Annotated in this window: 20 protein-coding genes, 1 tRNA gene and 1 pseudogene; 7 read left to right on the top strand and 15 right to left on the bottom strand. The window is 54.1% G+C overall.

All coding sequences use genetic code 11. The annotated features are described in order from the left end of the window. Positions 1 to 36: 36 nt before the first annotated feature. From mtnC to LA756_RS11215, 8 genes are all read right to left on the bottom strand, one after another. A complete protein-coding gene (gene mtnC / locus LA756_RS11250) occupies positions 37 to 768 on the bottom strand; it encodes an acireductone synthase (protein WP_224439971.1) in 732 nt (243 codons plus the stop codon). Continuing rightward, positions 768 to 1439 (bottom strand): acireductone dioxygenase, encoded by a 672-nt coding sequence (locus LA756_RS11245; protein ID WP_224439970.1) that lies wholly within the window; start codon positions 1437 to 1439, stop codon positions 768 to 770. Before LA756_RS11245 ends, mtnC begins: the two co-directional genes overlap by 1 nt. Then, a complete protein-coding gene (gene mtnB / locus LA756_RS11240) occupies positions 1424 to 2134 on the bottom strand; it encodes a methylthioribulose 1-phosphate dehydratase (protein ID WP_224439969.1) in 711 nt (236 codons plus the stop codon). Before mtnB ends, LA756_RS11245 begins: the two co-directional genes overlap by 16 nt. A 135-nt stretch (positions 2135 to 2269) precedes the next feature. Then, positions 2270 to 2845: a tRNA-(ms[2]io[6]A)-hydroxylase gene (locus tag LA756_RS11235; protein WP_224439968.1), complete on the bottom strand. Its 576-nt coding sequence runs from the start codon at positions 2843 to 2845 to the stop codon at positions 2270 to 2272. 156 nt (positions 2846 to 3001) lie between these two features. After that, the gene (locus tag LA756_RS11230) at positions 3002 to 3286 is read right to left on the bottom strand and encodes a hypothetical protein (protein WP_224439967.1); all 285 of its coding nucleotides are present in this window, start codon (positions 3284 to 3286) and stop codon (positions 3002 to 3004) included. A 297-nt stretch (positions 3287 to 3583) separates the two neighbouring features. Then, on the bottom strand, positions 3584 to 4456 hold the full coding sequence (locus LA756_RS11225; RefSeq protein ID WP_224439966.1) for an SHD1 domain-containing protein: 873 nt from the start codon (positions 4454 to 4456) through the stop codon (positions 3584 to 3586). Positions 4457 to 5160: 704 nt separating this feature from the next. Beyond that, positions 5161 to 5535, bottom strand: coding sequence for a hypothetical protein (locus LA756_RS11220; protein WP_224439965.1), 375 nt, complete (start codon positions 5533 to 5535; stop codon positions 5161 to 5163). 346 nt (positions 5536 to 5881) lie between these two features. Beyond that, a tRNA-Asp gene (locus LA756_RS11215) sits at positions 5882 to 5960 on the bottom strand. Between the two features lie 121 nt (positions 5961 to 6081). On the opposite strand from LA756_RS11215, the gene LA756_RS11210 reads away from it, so the two are divergent. From LA756_RS11210 to LA756_RS11180, 7 genes and pseudogenes are all read left to right on the top strand, one after another. Then, complete coding sequence (locus tag LA756_RS11210) at positions 6082 to 7440, top strand: N-6 DNA methylase (RefSeq protein ID WP_224439964.1); 1359 nt, start codon at positions 6082 to 6084, stop codon at positions 7438 to 7440. Next, positions 7437 to 9518 (top strand): sensor histidine kinase, encoded by a 2082-nt coding sequence (locus LA756_RS11205; RefSeq protein WP_224439963.1) that lies wholly within the window; start codon positions 7437 to 7439, stop codon positions 9516 to 9518. Before LA756_RS11210 ends, LA756_RS11205 begins: the two co-directional genes overlap by 4 nt. A 3-nt stretch (positions 9519 to 9521) precedes the next feature. Continuing rightward, a complete protein-coding gene (locus tag LA756_RS11200) occupies positions 9522 to 10190 on the top strand; it encodes a hypothetical protein (protein ID WP_224439962.1) in 669 nt (222 codons plus the stop codon). A 23-nt stretch (positions 10191 to 10213) separates the two neighbouring features. Then, the gene (locus tag LA756_RS11195; RefSeq protein WP_224439961.1) at positions 10214 to 11194 is read left to right on the top strand and encodes a ComEC/Rec2 family competence protein; all 981 of its coding nucleotides are present in this window, start codon (positions 10214 to 10216) and stop codon (positions 11192 to 11194) included. A 289-nt stretch (positions 11195 to 11483) separates the two neighbouring features. Beyond that, positions 11484 to 11624: pseudogene (locus LA756_RS11190) on the top strand (integrase); the annotation flags it as partial. A 483-nt stretch (positions 11625 to 12107) separates the two neighbouring features. Beyond that, positions 12108 to 12749: a hypothetical protein gene (locus tag LA756_RS11185; RefSeq protein ID WP_224439960.1), complete on the top strand. Its 642-nt coding sequence runs from the start codon at positions 12108 to 12110 to the stop codon at positions 12747 to 12749. A gap of 262 nt (positions 12750 to 13011) precedes the next feature. Beyond that, positions 13012 to 13218 carry a hypothetical protein gene (locus LA756_RS11180; protein WP_224439959.1) on the top strand — a complete coding sequence of 69 codons (207 nt, stop codon included), beginning with the start codon at positions 13012 to 13014 and terminating at the stop codon, positions 13216 to 13218. A 257-nt stretch (positions 13219 to 13475) separates the two neighbouring features. On the opposite strand, the gene LA756_RS11175 is transcribed toward LA756_RS11180, so the two are convergent. The 7 genes from LA756_RS11175 to LA756_RS11145 are packed head-to-tail and all read right to left on the bottom strand — an operon-like array spanning position 13476 to position 20296. After that, positions 13476 to 14231 carry a DNA methyltransferase gene (locus LA756_RS11175; protein ID WP_224439958.1) on the bottom strand — a complete coding sequence of 252 codons (756 nt, stop codon included), beginning with the start codon at positions 14229 to 14231 and terminating at the stop codon, positions 13476 to 13478. A gap of 30 nt (positions 14232 to 14261) precedes the next feature. Next, complete coding sequence (locus tag LA756_RS11170) at positions 14262 to 14624, bottom strand: hypothetical protein (RefSeq protein ID WP_224439957.1); 363 nt, start codon at positions 14622 to 14624, stop codon at positions 14262 to 14264. 5 nt (positions 14625 to 14629) lie between these two features. Next, complete coding sequence (locus LA756_RS11165) at positions 14630 to 16606, bottom strand: hypothetical protein (RefSeq protein ID WP_224439956.1); 1977 nt, start codon at positions 16604 to 16606, stop codon at positions 14630 to 14632. Between the two features lie 4 nt (positions 16607 to 16610). Next, positions 16611 to 17210 (bottom strand): hypothetical protein, encoded by a 600-nt coding sequence (locus LA756_RS11160; protein ID WP_224439955.1) that lies wholly within the window; start codon positions 17208 to 17210, stop codon positions 16611 to 16613. Further along, positions 17203 to 18408: a hypothetical protein gene (locus tag LA756_RS11155; RefSeq protein ID WP_224439954.1), complete on the bottom strand. Its 1206-nt coding sequence runs from the start codon at positions 18406 to 18408 to the stop codon at positions 17203 to 17205. Before LA756_RS11155 ends, LA756_RS11160 begins: the two co-directional genes overlap by 8 nt. 40 nt (positions 18409 to 18448) lie before the next feature. Beyond that, positions 18449 to 19138, bottom strand: coding sequence for a hypothetical protein (locus LA756_RS11150; RefSeq protein WP_224439953.1), 690 nt, complete (start codon positions 19136 to 19138; stop codon positions 18449 to 18451). 54 nt (positions 19139 to 19192) lie between these two features. After that, the gene (locus LA756_RS11145; protein WP_224439952.1) at positions 19193 to 20296 is read right to left on the bottom strand and encodes a hypothetical protein; all 1104 of its coding nucleotides are present in this window, start codon (positions 20294 to 20296) and stop codon (positions 19193 to 19195) included. Positions 20297 to 20304 lie beyond the last annotated feature (8 nt).

Genomic DNA, 20304 nt, shown 5'->3' with positions numbered 1-20304 from the left:
GATTTGCGGATTTCTCCGCCTGCTGGCGATGCACCGCTAGCCCGAGGAAACCTGGGCAAAGCTTGTGATCGCTTCGTGCATGTGGCCATCTTCCACCGGTTTGTTGCCGGGGCGGATGCTCAGCCGCGTGTCCATGCCGACTGCTTTCGCTGCTTCCAGCTCTGCAACGATATCGCTGATGAAGAGCACCTTCTCCGCGGCTTCGCCTACTTCGGCGGCAATCGTGTCGTAGCTCTTCGCTTCCTTCTTCGGGCCAGTCGTCGTGTCGAAATGGCCAGAGAAGTACTTCAGCAAGTTGCCAGCTTCGCAGTGTCCGAAGAACAATTTCTGCGCAGCGATGCTGCCTGAGGAATAGATATAAACGCGAAGCCCTGCCGACGTCCATGCTTCCAGCGCTTCCGGGACATCGTCGAAGACTTGAGCGACCATTTCGCCGCGCTCGAAGCCATCCTTCCAGATCATCCCTTGTAAGGCTTTCAAGCCGGTCGCTTTAACGTCGTTGTCCATCAAGCGGCGAATCTCGGTGGCAACTTGCGCTCGCCGTTCCGCTTCGTCGCTGCGGTCGGCTGTCCAAGTGGCGAAGTCTTCGCTGCCGGCATCTTTCGCGATTTGATCGAGCACCGGAGCGAGGCTCGGATCATTCCATGCCGCATCGAGATAGGCATCCAGTTCCCGCAGCACGTACGGGAACATCACGTCGTACACAAAGGAAACGCTGGAGGTCGTTCCTTCGATGTCCAGCAAAATAACATTCCAAGGATACGCCATTAGACGTTCACCACAGGATCGATGTCGTCTGCTTTGGGCAGATAGTCAGGGCCCCAGCAAAGTGGCGAGTACTTGGTGTGTACGCCTTGGTCGATGTAGTGAGGCGTCCAGCCGGAAGGATCCTCGAACAAGCGAATGCAACGGATGTGGCGATCGCTGCACAAGTTGAACCAGTGCTGCATGTCGCGCGGCACGTTGATCAGGTCGCCTGATTCGACGAGCACGGCGAAGACCGGGCCATTTTCCGGATGAATATGAAAGACGCCTCGTCCTTCGACGGTGAAGCGAACTTCGTCCTCGTCGTGGGTGTGCTCTTTGTTGAACTTCTCGAGCATAGCGTCAAGGTTCGGCGTTTCTGGCGAAACGTTAATGACGTCGGCGGTAACGAAACCACCCTTTTCTTTCAGGCGATCGATCTCTGGCTGGTAGGCATCCAGGATCTCTTCGTTGGTTGCGGTCTCGCCGATGCGTCCGGCGACTTCCCACTTTTCGTACCAAATGCCGAACGGTTGGAGGAAGTCGCTGATTTCCTGGACATCGGTGATGGTACGGTTTTCGTCAGGTACGGAAATACTGGCCATGGTGCCGATTTCTCCCTTCGCCGTGGCGGCGATGCTGTTGCGAGGTGACGTGTGCGAAAAGTAGGTGCGGTAGGTTAAGTTGCTGGGCAAAGCTTGCCTTGGGCGGCGAGCTTGCGTCCGAGAACTTCAAACAGGAACTCGTAGATCTCGATATGGCGTCGTGCTTCGGCCAGATCTTCGCCCCACGTGTACAAGCCATGGTTCCGAATCAGAAAACCATGGATCGGCGGAAGCGATTCGTCTTGCAGGCGTTTCTCGACTTTCTCGGCCAGCTTTGGAATATCCTGGGTGTTCTCGAAAATCGGAACATGTTCGGTGTGCTGGTGGGTCTTCACGCCGGCGAGGCCTTTGAGCATCTCGTAGCCTTCGATGTCGAAGCCGCCGTCGTCGCCGAACGTGTCGGACAACAGCGTTCCCCAGACCGAGTGCGTATGCAGCACCGAGCCGACATCTTCCATGCGTGCGAGAATCACGTGCAGTTGCGTCTCGGCCGACGAGCGTGGCTGATCGGTGGTCGGCATGTTTTCGGCGTCGACCTGGTTGCCGTCGTAATTGCAACGAACGAAGTCCCCAGCGGCCAGGTTCCCTTTGTCCATACCGCTGGCGGTGACCAGCAACTGAAGCGGACTTCGATTGACGACGACGCTGTAATTGCTGCTCGTGCCGACCGACCAACCACGTTGGAAGAAGTATTGGCCCGTTTCCCGTAGCCCCTTAATGGCTTTATCCGCGCCGGAGAGGGCAGGGTGGGAAGGAGAACTCTTGAGTTCAGTATCGGTGCTCATGGCGTGTGTGGATTCTTTCGCGAGGACCAAGCATTGCGGCAGCTTTGCCGGTCGACGTCCGTGAGTGGGGCCAAAAAGGTTGAGTGTAGCAAATCGGTATGCGGCATCAACTCGCCAGCTGGCAGGGCATGGCCTCTAGCTATGCATCCTAGCGATTTCGTCCCCCGCGGCAATGATCGCCGCTTCGGCGTCGGCCAACTCATCGAGCCGCTTCAGGACTTCTTTTTCCGGAGCGTAATGCTTCGCCAGACGGACATACACGGCATGATGCCGGGCTTCCGACTCGAATAAGCTGTCGTAGAAGTCGCGTAGTTCTTCGTCCGGCAGGTGGGTTCGTAGCTTGCCGAAACGTTCGCAGCTGCGCGCCTCGATCAGTCCAGCGACCAGCAGCCGATCAACGGCTCGCCGCGGTTCCTCGTTGCGAATCAGATCGTGTAGCTTGTTGCCGTAGCTGCTCGGTTTAATTCGGCGAAACTCGATCCCGCGACGCTTCAGCAGATCGCGCACCATGTGGAAGTGTTCCAGCTCTTCGTTGACGATCGACGTCATTTCGCGGCATAGTTCGTCGTTCTCGACGTAAGCGAACATTAAGTTCAGCGCGGTGCCGGCTGCTTTCTTTTCGCAGTGGGCATGGTCGATCAGGATTAAGTCGGTTTGCTTGTCGACTTGATCCAGCCACCGTTGGCTTGTTTCCGATTTCAGGTGCAACATTTGTCCAGCTTTCCTCGTTTATGGGTCTCTCCCAATTTAGTGCTCTTTGAGCTGAAAAACGAGGGGTGAAGGGAATCGCCGGCGCAACGAAAAACCCCTCAGTCCCGAGGGACCAAGGGGCCTTGCGATGTGGATGTTACGCGCGGTCAGCTTCGTTTAGAAGCGGATACCGAACGAGAATCCGGGGCTACCGTAATAGATCCCGTTGCCGCGGTAGTAAGCCGGACGTGGGGCGTAACGATACGAACGGTAGCGATACGGGCTGCGGTAGTAGTGGTTGTGATAACCGCGGTGTTGGTAGTAGCCATGGTGGCGGTGGTGGTGATGATGATGATGGCCATGGCCGCCACGATAGTGTGGCCCGCCTGCTTCAGCGGTGCCTGCGGCACCAAACATCAAACCCACGGCAACAACGGCAGCAAGCATTAGTGACTTCAACATTGCTCTTTCTCCTGGACTTCTGAACTATTTCTGATCGCCAGCGAAAACCCTTTGTTCTCGGTGGCGGCCCCAACTTTCGTCTGCATTAATAAAAAGCAGACCCTATGCCAAAGAGTACTGAAATCGCGTAAGTGTTTATGCTATAAATGCTTGCAGCGATATTGGCGATGAGAGAAGAAGGGCAAGCAAGTTGTCGAAATGATAACTTTCGTCTCAATTCTTCGGTCTAACCCATCTATCAGATAGCAATTCATGCGACGAATCGCGCATGTGGTCGCTTGTGGCCATGGGGCGTATTTATTGGGAAGAGAGTTTCCCGCGGACGTAGCCTTGGTCCTCAAGAGAAAGCTGCGACATCGGCACGATCATCTTGGAATCGTCTGGCCGGCGGAGCTCGACGCGGTCGTTTGTTTTGTCGTACGAAACTAACGTCGCTTCCGATGTGAACGATCCGTCATGGCTCGTCCACGTACGCTGCGTCATGTTCTGCAACGTTGTGATCTGGGGCTCTTCTTTCTTCGGCGGCACGAACGGTTGGGCTGGCCGAGTTTCAGTCACATCTGCGGAAGGTTGCTCCTCAGGTACGTCCTCGGTCCCTTCCTCGTATTCCCAATAGTCATCGAACGATTCTTCTTGGATCTCATCGATGTAATAGATAAGCGTATCGTCGACGTCGTAGTCCTTCGAGACATCGTCGTCGGTATCGAAAACCCCGTCTTCGCCGGCGCTCGTCAGGCGATACACCTCCCTGCCTAGCATCTCGTATCGTTGAGGTGGGTCGATCGTGGGATCTTCCTCGATTAGTTTGTCTCCCTCGACATCGTCAGGGACTTGCCCGTTTTCGTAGTAGTGCTTCACGATCTTGCGGTTCGCGTCCTCGAACACCAGACGGGTCTCGTACTCTTCGTTAAAGCCGTGGAAGGCTTCGGAGAATTTGCTGTAGATGGACCAGACCATGGCGATCACTAGGATGGTAGAGATCCCGCTAATCACCGTGCCGACGATTGCCAGCTTCTTGGGTTGGTACAGCAAACCGACCAGGCATAGGATCAATGCGATCGGCGAGAAGATACCGCAAACCACCAGCGAAAACAGCGATAAAGCAAACCCAGCTGCAGCAAATGCGTTGCTCGGCTTCTCTGGCTCTTGATCGAAACGAGGGTAATTCATCGCGGCAACTCATCAATCGATTTGAATAGATTAGGGCGATTCTATCCCACCCCGTCGAGTGATGCGACTAGAACTTTTGCAGGAACTCTAGAGGAGATTCATCGCGAAGAAGATGGCTCCCAGCAGCGCACCGTTGGTTCGATGTGAGCAATCGGTGACCACTGCCCTGGTCAAATGAGCTGTCCCGGTCCATCCCCAGGAGGTAAATATTTATTCTTTCGACAAAGTTCTGGAATCAGGGGGCAACGCGTGGATACGTTGGCGAAACCGTGAAAGAATGTCGAATGTCATGAAGGTCCAAGATTCACTTCTTGGCCGATAGAAAGAGCAAACCCATGAAAAGGAGGCTGGCCACATTGCTGTGGCCAGCCCGGCCAACTTCAAGGCGTTCGAGGGACAGCAGCGAACAACCTTTTCAGAAGGCCTAACGCATCCAACTGTCTTGCGTCCTGTCCGAATTCGGTTTAACCGCTTAAAAGGACATGGTAATCACAGATGGTTGCGTTTTTCGATTTTTCATGGGATAGCTGGCCCTCCATTGCAGATGTCATTCAATGGGGGGCCTTTTCGATTCATTTAGGTCCTAGATCCGGATCGGAACCGCGAGCCGCTTAGGCCGCCGCTTCAATCGGTCCACGACGTCACAATGCATCGGCCAAGGCGTTGCCCCAATGGCATAAGGCTTGGGTCCAGGGCATTGATTTCTAGAACGCGCAGTCAGGGACTTGCTTTTCCGTGACAGCGAACAGCGTGGCTTCTTCTTCCCGCGGCAACAACTGCTTGGCAAGCGTGCTGATCGCGCTGGAAGCGGTGACCAATTCGTTGAATGTCAGCGGACGTTGGATCGTCAGCAGGCTTTCGATCTTCACCAAGATGAGCTGAACAAACTGCTCGTTCTTATCGCCCACAAGTTCCGACGGTTCCATAGGAAGCCGATCAGACTCACGCTGGTGATGGAGAGCACTCCGAAGAGAGCGAATCGATTGAATGGGACAGGCATCATTTGCCTCGGGAAAATCTCTGGTACCGAGGGCATTGGATAATGCCTTCAGCGATAACAGGATCGACTGCTTTTGCATTGCGCATCACGACTTCCACTGTCCCTAGAATTCGCGAAATAGTTAGTGCGTTATGGAATGAAGATCGGTTACGCCCCACGGTAAGTCAAACCACAAATGCCCGTTTCAACACTGTTTATGGCAAATTTTAGATGGCCGGGGGGTAAGAAGGGCCCAGTCGAACGGTTCGAGTGCTCAAGCTGGAAAAAAAATCAATTCCCACAAACGAGCGACCACGCGTGTGGGGTGCATGCAGGCAATGGCAGCGCTTGCTTGTCGTGACGTAAAAGAGCCGTCCAGATCCCTACTGCGCATAAAAAAAGGCAGTCACCAGAAGATCTGATAACTGCCATTTCGCTTTAAAAAGCGAGGCCGACGGGGATCGAACCCGCAACCACCGGATCGACAGTCCGGTATGGCTGTAACTGAACGCTTAATTCGACCTCAATTGACCAGAATGTAGCTAGATTATCGTGCTGTGATGCTTAAACCCAAGATCCAATTCGATTGTGCCGATTATGTAGAATGCGTGGGTTGGACAAAAAAGTATTAGGGACATGTTGAGCTATGAAGAGTTACGATACATTTGTTCATCAGCTCGAATCACTGTTGGCCTCCTCACATGCCAATCCACAGAGCTTCCGTAAGGAAATAGAAATTGCCACCAATGGGCTGGCAAAAAGTGAACTCTATCGACTTGTCCCTACTTCATTACGCAGAAAACACGGCGCTTTCTTTACTGACGAATCGCTTGCAAAAACTGCTGCCAAGTTTTTGGAGCCTGTGATCAAGCGAGGAGAAAGGATCTGTGATCCTGCCTGCGGTGCTGGCGATCTACTACTAGCTTGCACGCAATACCTGCCCAGGGGCGGAAGCATAAAACAGAAAATCGAAACTTGGAACTCATCCCTGATGGGGTGGGATCTGCAGCCGTCGTTTGTCCGAGCGTGCCAGATAAGGCTGTTGCTTAGGGCAATTGCTCAGAGGCAAGATGGAGTTCAGGTTTGCCCATCTCCATCTGAACTTTTCTCAAACATTCAACAGGCCGACGGGCTCGCACAATCTGTACACCTAGGTTCGCTTGGGGGAGTGATTATGAATCCCCCGTTTACTTCAGTGAAGTCACCGGAACACATAGGGTGGGGTAACGGCAAGATAAATGCGAGTGCGCTTTTCACTCATCATGTTTTGGCTCAAATGCGCTCCGATGCAAAAATGGTTGCGATTCTTCCCGATGTACTCCGCAGTGGTTCTCGATACAGAAAGTGGCGAATAGAGATAGAGCGATTGGCAAATATCAGCCGTGTTATTCCGCTTAAAAAATTCGATCCAACCACTGACGTACATGTATTTATGCTCGTCGCTGTGAAGAGGGCGAAGAATACGATCGTAACTATTCAACCTCGAATCGCCCACGAAAAACGTATTACTAAAGCGTCGTGGCAGGATTCTTGTCGTAACCAGGCATACATCGATCAGCAGTCCCCAAAAGAACTCTCGGTAAGCGATTTCTTTGTCGCCTCGGTTGGACCTGTTGTTGAATATCGAGAGCCTAGGTTGGGCCAGTGGTTGCCGTATCTCCAAGCAAGAAATCTACCTCGTTGGTCATCGGTTGAGAGCTGTGATCTCCCCAAACGGCGTTTTCGTGGACGCCGAATCGCAGGCCCTTTTGTCGTAGTTCGAAGAACCTCTCGTCCAGAGGACACTTATCGAGTAGTGGGAACCATCGTATCTGGACAGGAAGAATACGCTGTAGAAAATCACCTTATTGTTCTTAAGCCAAGAGATGGAAAGCTAAGTAGTTGCAGACGCTTACTTAAACTATTTAAAAATACTGCTACAACAGACTACGTCAATAAAGTGATGCGTTGTCGTCATCTCACCATTTCTACTATCAATTCTATCCCCTGGGCTAACCTTCCGTGAGTGAGCAAAGCACCAATTCGACCGCAACATTCCGGTTTGCAACCGATATTCTGCAACGCTTGGGAGAGGAATTAAATCCGTCACCTGATCAGGGGCTTTTGGAACTCGTCAAGAACTCATTTGATGCGAATGCAAGCGAATGCGTTGTGGAGTTAATCGATACGGATACTCCTGGCGGTACCGTACGAATCCGGGACGATGGTGACGGAATGGCTCGTGACGATATCGTTGATGGATGGCTGGTTCTCGGAAAGTCGTCAAAGAACACACGGCGATTGACTCGATTGAAAAGAATCCCGGCCGGTAACAAAGGCCTTGGACGACTCGCTGCTCTCCGTATGGGGAAAACTGCTCGGCTACTAACTAGACCACGATCAGATCGAAGCCGGGAACACCTTTTGGAGATCGACTGGAATAGCTTTCAGAATGCAGATCTAATTGAAAACGTCCCCCTTTCTGTCCGTTCACAAAATCGTGAGGCTTCAGTTCCGCATGGCACTGAGATCGAGATTGGTCAGCTCAAACAGCGTATTGGACGATGGGATGTAAAACGCCTCGCACGAGCAATGATTCTGCTCGCAGACCCATTTTTGGATGACCCTACAGCTTTTAAGCCGCGATTGATCGCGACGGCATACTCCGATCTTGAGAAGCTAGTACGGCAACGTTACTTCTCCGAAGCCGATTATCACCTTGTAGCTAAGGTTCGGAATGGAAAAGCAACGGCAAGCGTTCTCGACTCGAAAGGAGAACCCCTCTTCGAAGCGGAACACGAAGATATCATTGAGGATGCAGAAAAGCCGAACTATGCCTGTCCTGATGCTAGATTCGAGTTTTGGGTCTTCCTTCTGAGTCATACGTCTTTTCAAACTCGACCAGTCTCTCTTGCCCAAGTGAAAGAGTGGCTGGGAGCATTCGGCGGTGTTCACTTATATAGCAACGGATTACGAGTAAGCCCTTACGGAAATCCTGGTCATGACTGGTTAGATATAAATCTATTGCGAAACAGGAATCCAGAGGAAAGACCTGGTACACATACTTCGATTGGAAAAGTTGAAGTAATCGATCGAAATGCAGTGCTCGTTCAGAAAACGGATCGTTCCGGTTTCATCGAGACAGAGGCTTTTACCGATCTGCGGCGATTTGCAATGGATGCCCTCGAATGGATGGCCCGACGGCGAATGGAAGTTGCCGAAAAAAGAAGGGCAAGCGAGCGTACCCAAGCCCAACGCAAGACTAGAAGATCGAAGAAAAAGCTGGATGAAGTTATTCAGACAACTCCGGAGCCTGTTCGTGAAGAACTTACTGAAGCGGCCAAGGCATATGACCGAAGTCGCGAAAAGGAAGTCGACCGACTAAAAAAGGAAATACAGCTGTACCGTACGTTGGCGACTGCGGGCATCATGGCAGCGACGTTTGCGCACGAAAGCAGTGCGAGTCCGATCAAGGTTATTCGCGGAAGCATCAGGGCGATTAGAAGACGTGGCATGAGACTTTTTAGAGATGTCTTCGACGAAAAGTTTGAAGAACCAGTATCTAATGTCGAAAATGCAACGGAGAGTCTGGGAGTGCTTGGGGCGGCAACACTTGAACTCTTGGATCACGAGAAGCGAAGATTGGGACGCGTAAACCCTCATACTCTGATTCAAAAGATCTTAAACACGTTTCAGCCATTTTTGAATGGGCGTGGAGTGGAAGTTCAACTTATCCTTTGTTCGGGTGAGCCATATTTTCGCGGCAGTGATGCTGCTTTCGAGTCGATCATCACAAACCTCATTAATAACAGCCTTGCGTTTTTTGAAAAGGCAGGTACCCAGAACCGAAGAATTGCAATCAATACACAAGTTGTGAAGGATGTACTTGTACTTTCGGTTTCTGATAACGGACCGGGACTTGTCGACATAAGGCCGCGGGACATTTGGCTGCCAGGTCAATCGACTCGCGACGGAGGAACTGGTTTAGGACTGACGATAGTTCGTGATACTGTAGTGGATGTTGGAGGAAAAGTTAACGCTAGTGAATCGTCTGAATTAGGTGGAGTTGAAATCATCATTGAAATCCCAATTATCGGAAGGTGAGTAATGTCGGACATGGCCTTGTCCAAAAAAATATTCTCGAGAGTTGCCGTCATTGATGATGATCTCGGTGGGCGGAATACCTACAAGCTTGCCATTGAAGATATGGACTGCACACCGGTTGTTGAAGATGGTCCATTGGATGTTCTAGACAGTTACGTGGCGAACCTGCGGCCCCGAGTCGATGCGGCGTTTTGCGACTATCATCTTAAAAAACATGGGAACTATGCCGTGTTTGATGGGGATGAACTTGCTTCTTCTCTTTATTTAGCGAAGGTACCTGTAGTCCTATGCACAAAGTATACGGACTGGGAAGCGAGTCTATTGCGACGGCGCAGGCGGTACATTCCTCGTGTTATCTCCTACGATGAGGCAGAGCCAGAGAATATTCTCGAAGCGTTCAACTTATGCGTTCGTGAGTTTCGAGGAGAGTTTATCGTGCCTCGGCGGCCTTGGAGAGCGCTAGTTCGAATTGAAGATTTCGAGGACGGCTGCAGCTATGCATATGCTGTCGTTCCAGCTTGGGATACAAAGAAACGAATAAGACTTCAAATTAGTGACTGTCCCTCAGAAGTTGTCAACAAAGTCAAACAGGGAGAGCAACGGTTTCACGCGCAAGTAAATTTGGGCGCGGAATCAGACGAAGACCTTTATTTTTCAGATTGGGAGATTTAGAAGCCGTGACGGGAGTCAAACGGTTGAAAGACGCTTTCGTTGTTCTTGACGTTGGGCACGGAAATTCTGCCGTACTAATAAACGGTGGTGTGACCGTCGTTATTGACACAGGGCAGGGAGCAATACTGCTTGAGTTTCTAAGAGAGCAAGAAATCAAACATATTGACACAATTCTATTATCCCACGCTGATACTGATCACATTGGCGGATTAATTGGACTGTTAGCGAGCGACACAGTTTCGGTTGGCGTCGTTCGAGCGAACACTGACTCCGCAAAGACGAGCAGCACTTGGGATGATCTCGTTTTCGAGTTGTCACAAAATCCAGGAATCGACTTTCAGCCAATATTGACAACAGAATCAACCGGTGATTTCAATACAACGGACGTCGAAATCGAGATTGTCGCACCCAGCACATATCTTGCATCGAAAGGCCCAGGTAGCGTTGACCGCAAGGGTAGAACTCTCGGTACTAATAGCAACAGTGGCGTTATACGACTGCTATACGGTGGCAATCCGTTTGCTTTGCTGCCTGGGGATGTTGATATAGTCGGCCTTCAAAATATCGTGGAGCAGGAAAAGGAACTAAATGCAAAGATTGTAGTTTTTCCTCACCATGGAGGCCGGGCGGGCGCTGGTGATTTGGCAAGTTTTGTGAACGATTTTATGAGGGCGGCGAGTCCTGAGATTGTCTTCTTCTCAATTGGTAGGGGACGACACTCTACTCCGCGGCCTGAAGTCGTCAACGCCGTTCGCGAACTCGGCCCGAGAGTTCAAATTGCATGTACTCAAATCTCCGAGAATTGTCTTGCGTCGATTACGCGAGAACTCGACCAATCTCACCTGACTGACAGCGCTGCTGCTGGAAAGAAGAATGGCCATTGCTGCGCAGGCACGTTGATCTTCGACTTTATCAACAATGAATGCTTTCCAAGTTTGCCGAGACATCGCGAGTTTGTTCGTGAAGAAGCGGATACACCACTATGTATTCCAACAGAACTGTAGGCACACTTTGAGCGATTCCGACCTGTCACCGGAAATGATGTGTCGTCATTCTCAGCTTGGTGTTCTGGGTAAGTCAATTTCTGTTGCCTGATTCGATTTGTCCGGCCGGACACGGAAAGAAACAAAGTCCCCTTTTTCGACTTTTCCCGTCGGGGGCGACTCCGTCCACCCCCAGGGAAGAACCTAGCCCAGGGGCAGTACGAATTGCGAGCAAATTACCGAAGGGTTCGAGACTCAGGTCGGCTCGTCCTTTGCGTGCATGAAGTTCGAGGGCTCAGCTCATTGCGAGGCGGGCTATGATATCCGTACGGTACAGGAACTGCTTGGTCAAAGTGACTTTAGGACGACGATGATTTATACTCATATTTTGAACCAGGGAGGCGGTGGCGTCCGCAGCCCGGCTGATTTCGACTGCCTGGATTCCGAATAACGTGCGAACGTTATTCGGAAAGGTTCTGAATAAATACTAGTTATGCCCAAAACTGCAATGTCTGACATTCGACTAAATCCTGACGCTGCAGACGAAGTCCGAAAGGAATTGGCGTCTGCGCGCAACGTTGTTTGGTGGCTCGAGCTTGTGGCGTTATTTGTAATGCCAGTCTTTTTGGGCCTACTCGGGAACGCGCTCGTCACTCAATTGTATGCGTCAACTCCCGACCGACTGAATATCACAATCACGATTGTTCTGCTTGTGGTCTGCACGGGACTACAACTTGTGTTTGGTATCGCGGCACTTCGGCGTGGAAACACACACTCAACAATTGATGATGCCACATTACGAACGGATATCGCCGAACTTCGCAAAGGGATTAGACGAAAGTCCGAAGTCCACCAGACTCTTCGCGCGTCATTCGACGAATACAACGCGCAAGTATGCAACGTTAGCGGGTGGTGCGAAAATGAATTTCAACAATTGCTGGATCACGTCTTTGCCCCAACACGCTCCACAATTGATCGCGTATTGGGCATTACGGATCGCGTTTACACCATCGAGGTTTACTTGGATGTCAACCAAATCGACGACATTACGATTGACTGGACGCAACTTGAAGAGGGCCAGGTGGATCGTCCCACGCTTGGGAACACATCTCTTGGCCTTTGGTATTTCTATGCTTCGGAACGCGTAAATGAAGAATTAGCGCTACGCATGGGTGATCGCCATCCTGCGGTTATGGCTTGGTCTAATCACGTTCCCGACGAATACTCGCTTGACAAACATCACCAACTTTATGGAACAATACAGTCCCCTGCAAACGATGTCTATTTTCGCCGAGTGATTACGGTGCCGATACGTGTCGTTTGTACGCCGAACGACTTCTGGGGCACGCTGGTGATGACGACGATGCAACGAGAGCCAATCGCGGATGACGCGATTGACAATGTGCAATGGCTGTCCTCGCTCACGACGAACTTCATTGCCGCATACAACAAATGCAAGTCGGAGCAGCGTCAACGCCTCGAGTCAGAACGAAGGAGCCGCGGGCAGCGACTGCGCCGTGAGCGCGAGGCTACCGTGACTACCAATGACACCAATCCCGAGGACGAAATGGCATAACCAAGCGGTGAACGGGAGCCGCCGATCACGCGGGATTTTAAATCATGGTTTTTTGGCGGCGGCCCCGTTATCGCCGTCGTTAGCCCGCTATGTCGCACTCATCCGCAACGCAGGTCATGGAGGAACTCATCACCGAGCTTTCCGATGGTTCTGGTGTTCGGGAGCGTGTGATTCAGGAGCATGTCGGTAGCATTGAGCATCCAGCACCTGATGGCGGCATTCATGACCGAGCGGACGCTGCGGTTCAGGAGTTGCAGCGCAGTTGGGGGCCGACCGCCGTCCACATTGGGTCGATGGCATCGTGCCAGGTCGCGGACAGCAGGCGAGCGAGTCAGAGTTCGATGGTTACTTCGCGCTCTTTCATCGCGACGGATTCTGGGGCTACGTGCGTGTGCGCGTGCCGGAGACCGATACACCGCAGCGAGCTTACAAGCGGCTTGTCTTCGGAGTTGCGAGAGATACGACATGACAACGCGGCCTAACCATGGGCTGCAGCGAACCCGGCCATCTCGCTCCGGTTGCAATCCAACGCGCTCGTGGGCCGGGTCGCTGAGCTTGGGTCGTTCTCTTGCCAGGTACTTGGCTGATCGCTGTAAAGCCCGCATTTAAAAATGCCCAAGGAGGGCGTGTCATTTGTGAGCGAGATTAGCTGTCTGGAAGTTTGACACACGAAAATAGGCAGGTCGAATATTGAATTCGACCCGCCAGTTTCGTGTCTGTCGAGATTTAAGCAGCAACTGCGATCGAATCACCCTTAAGGCGGTCTCGGGCAATTTTCGCGATCTCTTGGCTTTTCTCGATGCCGACTGCTTTCATGCTCATCTGCCGTGCGGCAACAAGCGTAGACCCGCTTCCGGCGAACGGATCCAAGACCGTCGCGTCTTCCCGCCATGCGATAAGCTTCAACAATTCCGCCATCAGTTCGACCGGCTTCTCGGCACAATGAACGCGACGCGAAGAGGGGACGAGACCATGGCGTAGCGAACCAGCCAGCGATGGCCCTTTTCGCTCGAGCTTGCCTTTCGATCCCCATACCACGAATTCACATCGCTGAGAGATCCCACCGATCCGTGGTCGCGCGTTGCCTTTGTCCCACGGCGCTACGCCTTGCCACAAGAGGCCGGCACCTTGAAAGATGTCGGTCATGGTTGGCAACTGCCGCCAATCGGTGAACAAACAAACGATTCCGCCTGGCTTTAGCATGTCGATGGCTTCTCCCAACCACATCATCGCCCAGGCTCGATAGGATCGCTGGTCCATGTTGTCGCCTAGGAAGTCGGGAAACTTCTTCTTGGCGTCGCTGCTTTGGTACTTGGCACTCGTTGCCGCCTGGCGAGATCCCGTATGCAAACCGCCGCTCGAGTATGGTGGATCGGAGATCAGGCCATCGAACTGATAGCCTTTCTTTTTCATTTCCGATAAAACTGCCAGACAATCGCCCTGATAAAGAGTTTGCCCCTGCGCATGGTACATGCGTTTCATAATTTGCCCCTGGTGTTAAATCAATGTTGTTTAGCGGATTCGTAGAAGGAACTCCGCGTCCCTTCGTTGTCCGCCGCTTGTTTCGAAAGGGATCGTGATCTTGTAGCGTTTCTCGGACGATGTACCGCCGGAAACGAAGCCCACAATCCCGCGGCCGATAGGAATAGGTTCGAAGCCAGGCTCGCAGATCTTCGACGCGTTGGCGGCGGCCCCTTGAATGGCGACCTTGTCAACGGCCGCGATCTCGCTGCCATCTTCGTAGGTTTGCGCGATGTCTGCCGAAATGATCGAAGTAACCGTTTCGTCGGTCATCATCACCGGCCCGCAATTGATCGCGAAGCTAGGAACCTCGGTCGGGTTCTTCTCGTAGTCGCGTTGTTTGGCTAGGGTCATCGGTGCTATTCCTCGATTCGATAGATTGGCAAATTGTCGCGCAGGTCGAATTGATACCAGCCGGGCGCCAGGTCGTAGCCCAACCGATGATCGACCAGATCGAAGGCCAGCCGCTGATCGTCCAAGTCCAGTGCCAGCCGGTTATCGGCAAGGGCATAGTATGGCCACGCCGACGGCAACGTATAGACCAATTCAGGCGGCGCGATCAGCACCGGACCGAAACCACGCCAGGCGATCGGCTGCAATTGTGCCTCGAGTACTCCGGCCGGGATCGTCCGCGAACCGTTCGCCACGCCGCCCAGCTGCCCCGCGAAGATCTCGACCGCTGCCAGGTCGATCGACCCGCCGGCCGTTACCTGGTCGACCAGGTTGTACGCCTGCAGCTCGACAGCCGGCAAACGGATCGAAACCGACGGCACCAGGCCGCCGGCCGTTTTCTCGAGATCGACTTCCAGCGGATCCGCGGCCATGAACTGCCAGGCCTGCAGCTGCCCCGCCACCAGGTCGCCGGCTGCGTGAAGTATTCCGGCCGCGATCGCCCCGCCGGCCGCTGCCTTGTCGGCCAGGTGGAACGCCTGCAGCTCGAGCCCGCCTTGATCGATACCGGCCGAAGTCAGCACCCCGGCGGTGGCTAGCTCGAGATAGCCTTCCAATGGATCCGCGGCCATGAATTGCCAGGCCTGCAGCTGCCCCGCCACCAGGTCGCCGGCGGCGTGAAGTACTCCGGCCGCGATCGCCCCGCTGGCCTGGCTTTCTGCCTGGCTCGGCTTCGCCATCAGGTCGAAACTGAAGAACTGAATCAGCAGTTCAGTTTCAAAGGTTCGCTTTTCGGTACCGGCCAGCAGCTCGACCCCACCGGCCGCCAGCGCGATCGACCCGTTGGCCAGGTGTACCGCTTGCCCCGCCAGCAGCTCGATCGCACCAGGTGCCAGGCCAGCTGCAGCTATTGGATCGATAGAGTTAGGGCCCAGAATTGCCTCAAACGGAAACGCTTGCCAGTTCGCCGACTGTTCCAGGAACTCACCAGCCGCGACCAGGTCCGCCCCAATGAGGCCGGCTGCCGTTGTCGCCACACCGCTTGCCACGCCGCCCAGTTGCCCCGCTGATAGCTCGACCGCTGCCAGGTCGACCGATCCGCCGGCCGTCGCCTGGCGTGGCATCTGGAACGCCTGCAGCTCGATTCCTCCGCTTAGGATGATCATCGTATAAACCAGGTCGGCCGTAGCCATGCCTAATTCCGCCTCGAGTACTCCGGCCGGGATCGTTCGCGGAATGACCACCAGGTCGGGCAGCTCGATCGCTTCCAGCTCGACCGCTGCCAGGTCGATCGACCCGCCGGCCGTCGCCTGGTCGGCCAGGTGGAACGCCTGCAGCTCGACGCCCGGCAAACTGATCGAAACCGACGGCACCAGGCCGCCGGCCGTTTTCTCGAGATCGACTTCCAGCGGATCCGTCGGAATCGTTCGCCAGGCCTGCAGCTGCCCCACGTCGGCGATGCCTTCCAGACTGATCGCACCAGGTGCCAGGGTGGTCGCGGCTGCCGGATACGTGGCCGAAGTCGTCTCGAGTACTTCAACGCCCCGCGGCTGCAGTTGGCTTGTCTGTTCCAGGAACAGCGACACCGCCACCAGGTCGGCCGCGATAGGATCCGCGGACGTGGTCGCCGTTCCCGCTGCCAGGTTATCCAGCTTGATCGCTTCCAGCTCGATCGCTGCCAGGTCGATCGACCCGCCGGCCGTCGCCTGGTCGGCCAGGTGGAACGCCTGCAGCTCGACGCCCAATCCTTGAACTGAAACCGACGGCACCAGGCCGCCGGTAGCCAGCTCGAGCTCGCTTTGGATGGGATCCGTTGATACCGTCGAAGTGATCGAAGCCGCGGCAGCCGGTTGGTTGCAATTTGCGGAAGTACTTCCGCCCTGAATGATCACGCGGCGGATCTCTTTAGCCAGCGGCGTCGAACCTAGTGGCGAATAGCCTAGCACGTCGTTACTCCGGTAGCGGATCGCCAACGGTAAACGAAGTGTTGCCCGCGTCGATCTCTTGGAAGTAGGCCTCGCGTAAATCCATCAAGCTTTGATAGTACGCGCCGCCCGCGTCGATCAAGGCCAGGAAAACGTCGACCGTCACCAGGTGCCCGGCATCGTTTCCGCTCGAGCTCGTTTCGTCCATGCCGTAGATCTTCGTAGATACCAACGCAGGCGATAGGCCGCTAAGAATCGCGATCGTCCACTTGGTCGCCAGCTGGTCGAATTCGTTCCGGGCGTCGTCGTCGATCCGCAGCGTGAAACCAGGCTCATAAACCACCACGTCGAATTCATCGCGAAGTTGGGCATACCATCCCGCCGCGATTTGTTCCCGGTACCAGTTCCAGACCTCTTCGCGTTTCGTTCTTCGATCGGCCAGATTCGTTCCGTTTTGGGCATCGTAAACGGTTAAGGCATCCTCGCGAGAATCCGCCGCAACGTAACCAGGTGGAAGCGGGTCCGGTATTGGATCCGTGCCGAAAAACGTCACGCAATAATTGCCTTCGTGAATGAAAGCCCACGCCACGCTCTCGTTTTCAATGAATGCAATCCCGTTAGACATTGGCAGCGTTCCCGATGGGGTAGCGAAAGGCCCGGCCCGTAAACGAAAAAATATCGAAGTTGGAAGACGCAGTATTAGCGAAATAGAAATTACCCAAGGAGTCGGTCACCATATCGAACTCGACATTGACGTAGCGTCCGGTTATCACGTGCGGGGCAAGCCACCAAGCACCCGCCGGAACTTGCCTTATCAGGCAGTAGAAGCCTGCCGTCGAATTGCTTGCTCGAAGGAAGTTCTTAACGCGATACGAACCGGCCGGGCACCAGCACCGAACGGCCGTTTCACCGGTGCCTTGAGTGGTAACCGAATATTGCTGAATTTCGAGCGGCTGAAAAAACCAATCCCCATCTTGAACGAATAGATCCCAGTCGCCACTCCCTACGCCATTGGTTCGCATCGCTCCAACCATTTGCCAGTCATCCCAGCCGCTCGGTTTCGCCAGCGTGGTCGAAAGGCCTGCCACAACGTCGCCGGTTGCGGTCTCGTGCCCAATCAAAAAGTGGTACCACGTGTTGAGAGACCTTGCGGCGCCATTCACGAAGGAACCAGCAACCGAAAGATCCACCGTGATCGGTGATTCGACTCGTAACCAATTGGAATAGTCGTTGTTGTGCGCGTAACCGGGCTGGATCGCAATTTGATGTCCCGAAGTTCGGGAAAGTCTTAGGCCGTCATATCCAACGCGTGGCCGATCCTCTAGATCATACAACCGGGTGTTGATGCCCAATAGCGTTAGGTTCGTAACCGGGGCGATCGTCTGCCCATTGATGCTTACGTGTTGGAAATAACCGCGCCGCCATTGTTTCGCCAGGCTTCCGCAATCGGTCGCGTTGTTGGTTTTCGGTCCAAAGGTAGAAGGCGATTCTTCCACCAGGTCAAAGTCGGGACCGGCCAGCAGTTCGTCGACCAGCTGCTCGGTAACACTCAGAAAGACATAGGCGGGGCCGCCGGTCAGATTCAACTTCGACCCCGTCGAGCTATGCTTGAGCGTGGCACGCGTTAGCGAGTTGCTGCCCAGCGTGTACACGCCTTCTCCCGTCTCGTAGTCGTCCCCTTGCTCGATCGTGTAACGAACCGTCGCGCCGTCACCACAAACAGAAAACGGGCGGCAGCTCGGCAGCGCACCGCCAAGCGTTAGCGTTCCCGTTCCCGCCGTCGTCGTGACTTCCATCACGCGATCTTTGTAAATCACGGCCATCTCTGCCCCGCCTCCCTTCGTGGTCTAACCTGGCAGCGGCTTAACGCTGTTTGAAGTAGACCAGGCCGTCGGGATCGAAGGCGATATTAACCGGCCCGTTTTGCGGTACCGCGATACAGTCCAAACCAGGGATGATCGCGACCGTATCGACATCGCTGGCAACTTCCCAGCGGGCCGCGGCCGACGTGGCCAACGCAGAAACGGAAAGCGTGTCGTCTCCCTTGGAGTGATCGCCGTCCAGCGTACACGTACCGCCGCCGCTGAATTCGATTGTGGTGCCGTCGCGAAGATCCGCGGCGATCGGTTCGACATAAAGCGTGGTATCGCTTAGCGACGCGGCCGCGGTCAGCTTGATATCAATCTTGCCATCGTCACGCATCCACAAAACATCATCGGCCGGCGTCGAATCGTCGCCGCCTACTTCGATGTAGTACATTGCCGAAATGATCCGTTGGCTTGAGATCTCAAGGGTACCGAAGGCGACGTCGTTGGCGTCTAGCTCGAATTGATGCTTGACCACGTCGGCCGCGGCCGTTTTTCCGGTTAGCGTCTGCCGCGCGTAGCTGGCAGGCTCGGACAACTCCACGCCGCCGTTGGCGAAGAACTGAGAAAGATATTGGTGCGATCGATCTGGCAAATAGGTCGACGTGTGGGCTTCCAGCAGCACGCGAATCACGCCGCTATTGAATTGGGCCAACTGCAGACCATGGTCGAAAATCATCCTTGACATTTTGAACCGCCCTCCCTGGCGTTTGTTTCTAAATCTGAAAGCGATCGGCCGAAGTTACGGCACGTAGGTTGTGACCTCTGGAAAGTCGTTATTAAAAGGGCCTTCTATTTGTATCTGAACACGAACGTTGGCCGACTGGATGTCTGCCGCGACAATTTCCGCGTACAGTTCATCGAACGAATTCACGTTCCACAACTGAGAACCGGAAGCGAAAATCGTACTATGCCCAATCGAAGGGCCGTCGGGTAAATCGTTCGTCCAATGCCCCGCTATATTAACCGCGTTTGTAGGTGGCGAAGGGCCGGTTTTCGTCACGCGGGCCTTGATCAAACCGTTGTGACCACTACCGAGAACGCCGCCGAACTCACACCACAGGTTGGCCGTGATCTTGTAGACCCCAGCACGTAGAAAGCACGGACGTTGCGAAACGGTGCCGTTGATGCCGAAATAAGGCGTGGTCAAAGTCTGATATTGGTACCCATCGCATGTGAATGAGGAAGACGAGGAAGAGGTGTTATCGAACAAGGCGACAATCTGCAGCATCCGCGGGGAACGCGGAACAGCTGGCCAGCGCACCGTAGCGTCTTGCAGTTCCACGCCTGCCGGTTCATCGTGCCATAAAACATCAAGCAGACCGTTATCATTTACCGTGGCAATGGGCACGCCGTCGGCCGTGCTGAAGTGCGCCGTTCGATAGGCTTGTCGGTAAAGTGACCATTGCGGCGGAACACTTGCCAAGTAGGGAAATTTGACTTTTGTACGTGCAACGCCGGCGACCTGAAAACGCCCAACGTCCCCATCCTTTAACGACTCGGTCGCCATCGCGGGAATAAGCCCTTCGTTGCGTCCGCCTGGCCCATACCCTACCGTTCCTTGGGTTGTGGCCCAATAGAACTCGGCACCAAGCCCCCAGTTTTCGCCCACGTCGTCGGGATGAAATAGGGGCGGCGATATGTACTGCCATTCGCCCGCGGCAATGTCGCGGTGTGCTTCGGCATCTACGAAGATGCCGTGCTGCTGGATCTCCGGCCGTCGGTTGCCTGGCTTATTCAAGCGCGTCAGATCGTCACGTTCTACCAGGCCGTTAATCGCATTGATCGCGGCAGCCGATAAGTTGCCGCCGATCTTCTGGCCGCCTCTGACTCGTTTCTGTTTCATGGTCGGGG

This window comes from Bremerella sp. TYQ1 (assembly GCF_020150455.1).
GTDB classification, from domain to species: Bacteria; Planctomycetota; Planctomycetia; order Pirellulales; family Pirellulaceae; genus Bremerella; species Bremerella volcania_A.
Note: the sequence above shows the minus strand (reverse complement) of the source record. Positions and strands in the feature narration are given on the sequence as shown.

Coding starts and splice junctions, on each gene's coding strand:
- mtnC (WP_224439971.1), bottom strand. CDS start 768: ATGGCGTATCCTTGGAATGTTATTTTGCTGGACATCGAAGGAACGACC.
- mtnB (WP_224439969.1), bottom strand. CDS start 2,134: ATGAGCACCGATACTGAACTCAAGAGTTCTCCTTCCCACCCTGCCCTC.
- LA756_RS11235 (WP_224439968.1), bottom strand. CDS start 2,845: ATGTTGCACCTGAAATCGGAAACAAGCCAACGGTGGCTGGATCAAGTC.
- LA756_RS11230 (WP_224439967.1), bottom strand. CDS start 3,286: ATGTTGAAGTCACTAATGCTTGCTGCCGTTGTTGCCGTGGGTTTGATG.
- LA756_RS11225 (WP_224439966.1), bottom strand. CDS start 4,456: ATGAATTACCCTCGTTTCGATCAAGAGCCAGAGAAGCCGAGCAACGCA.
- LA756_RS11220 (WP_224439965.1), bottom strand. CDS start 5,535: ATGCAAAAGCAGTCGATCCTGTTATCGCTGAAGGCATTATCCAATGCC.
- LA756_RS11210 (WP_224439964.1), top strand. CDS start 6,082: ATGAAGAGTTACGATACATTTGTTCATCAGCTCGAATCACTGTTGGCC.
- LA756_RS11200 (WP_224439962.1), top strand. CDS start 9,522: ATGTCGGACATGGCCTTGTCCAAAAAAATATTCTCGAGAGTTGCCGTC.
- LA756_RS11175 (WP_224439958.1), bottom strand. CDS start 14,231: ATGAAACGCATGTACCATGCGCAGGGGCAAACTCTTTATCAGGGCGAT.
- LA756_RS11170 (WP_224439957.1), bottom strand. CDS start 14,624: ATGACCCTAGCCAAACAACGCGACTACGAGAAGAACCCGACCGAGGTT.
- LA756_RS11160 (WP_224439955.1), bottom strand. CDS start 17,210: ATGTCTAACGGGATTGCATTCATTGAAAACGAGAGCGTGGCGTGGGCT.
- LA756_RS11155 (WP_224439954.1), bottom strand. CDS start 18,408: ATGGCCGTGATTTACAAAGATCGCGTGATGGAAGTCACGACGACGGCG.
- LA756_RS11150 (WP_224439953.1), bottom strand. CDS start 19,138: ATGTCAAGGATGATTTTCGACCATGGTCTGCAGTTGGCCCAATTCAAT.
- LA756_RS11145 (WP_224439952.1), bottom strand. CDS start 20,296: ATGAAACAGAAACGAGTCAGAGGCGGCCAGAAGATCGGCGGCAACTTA.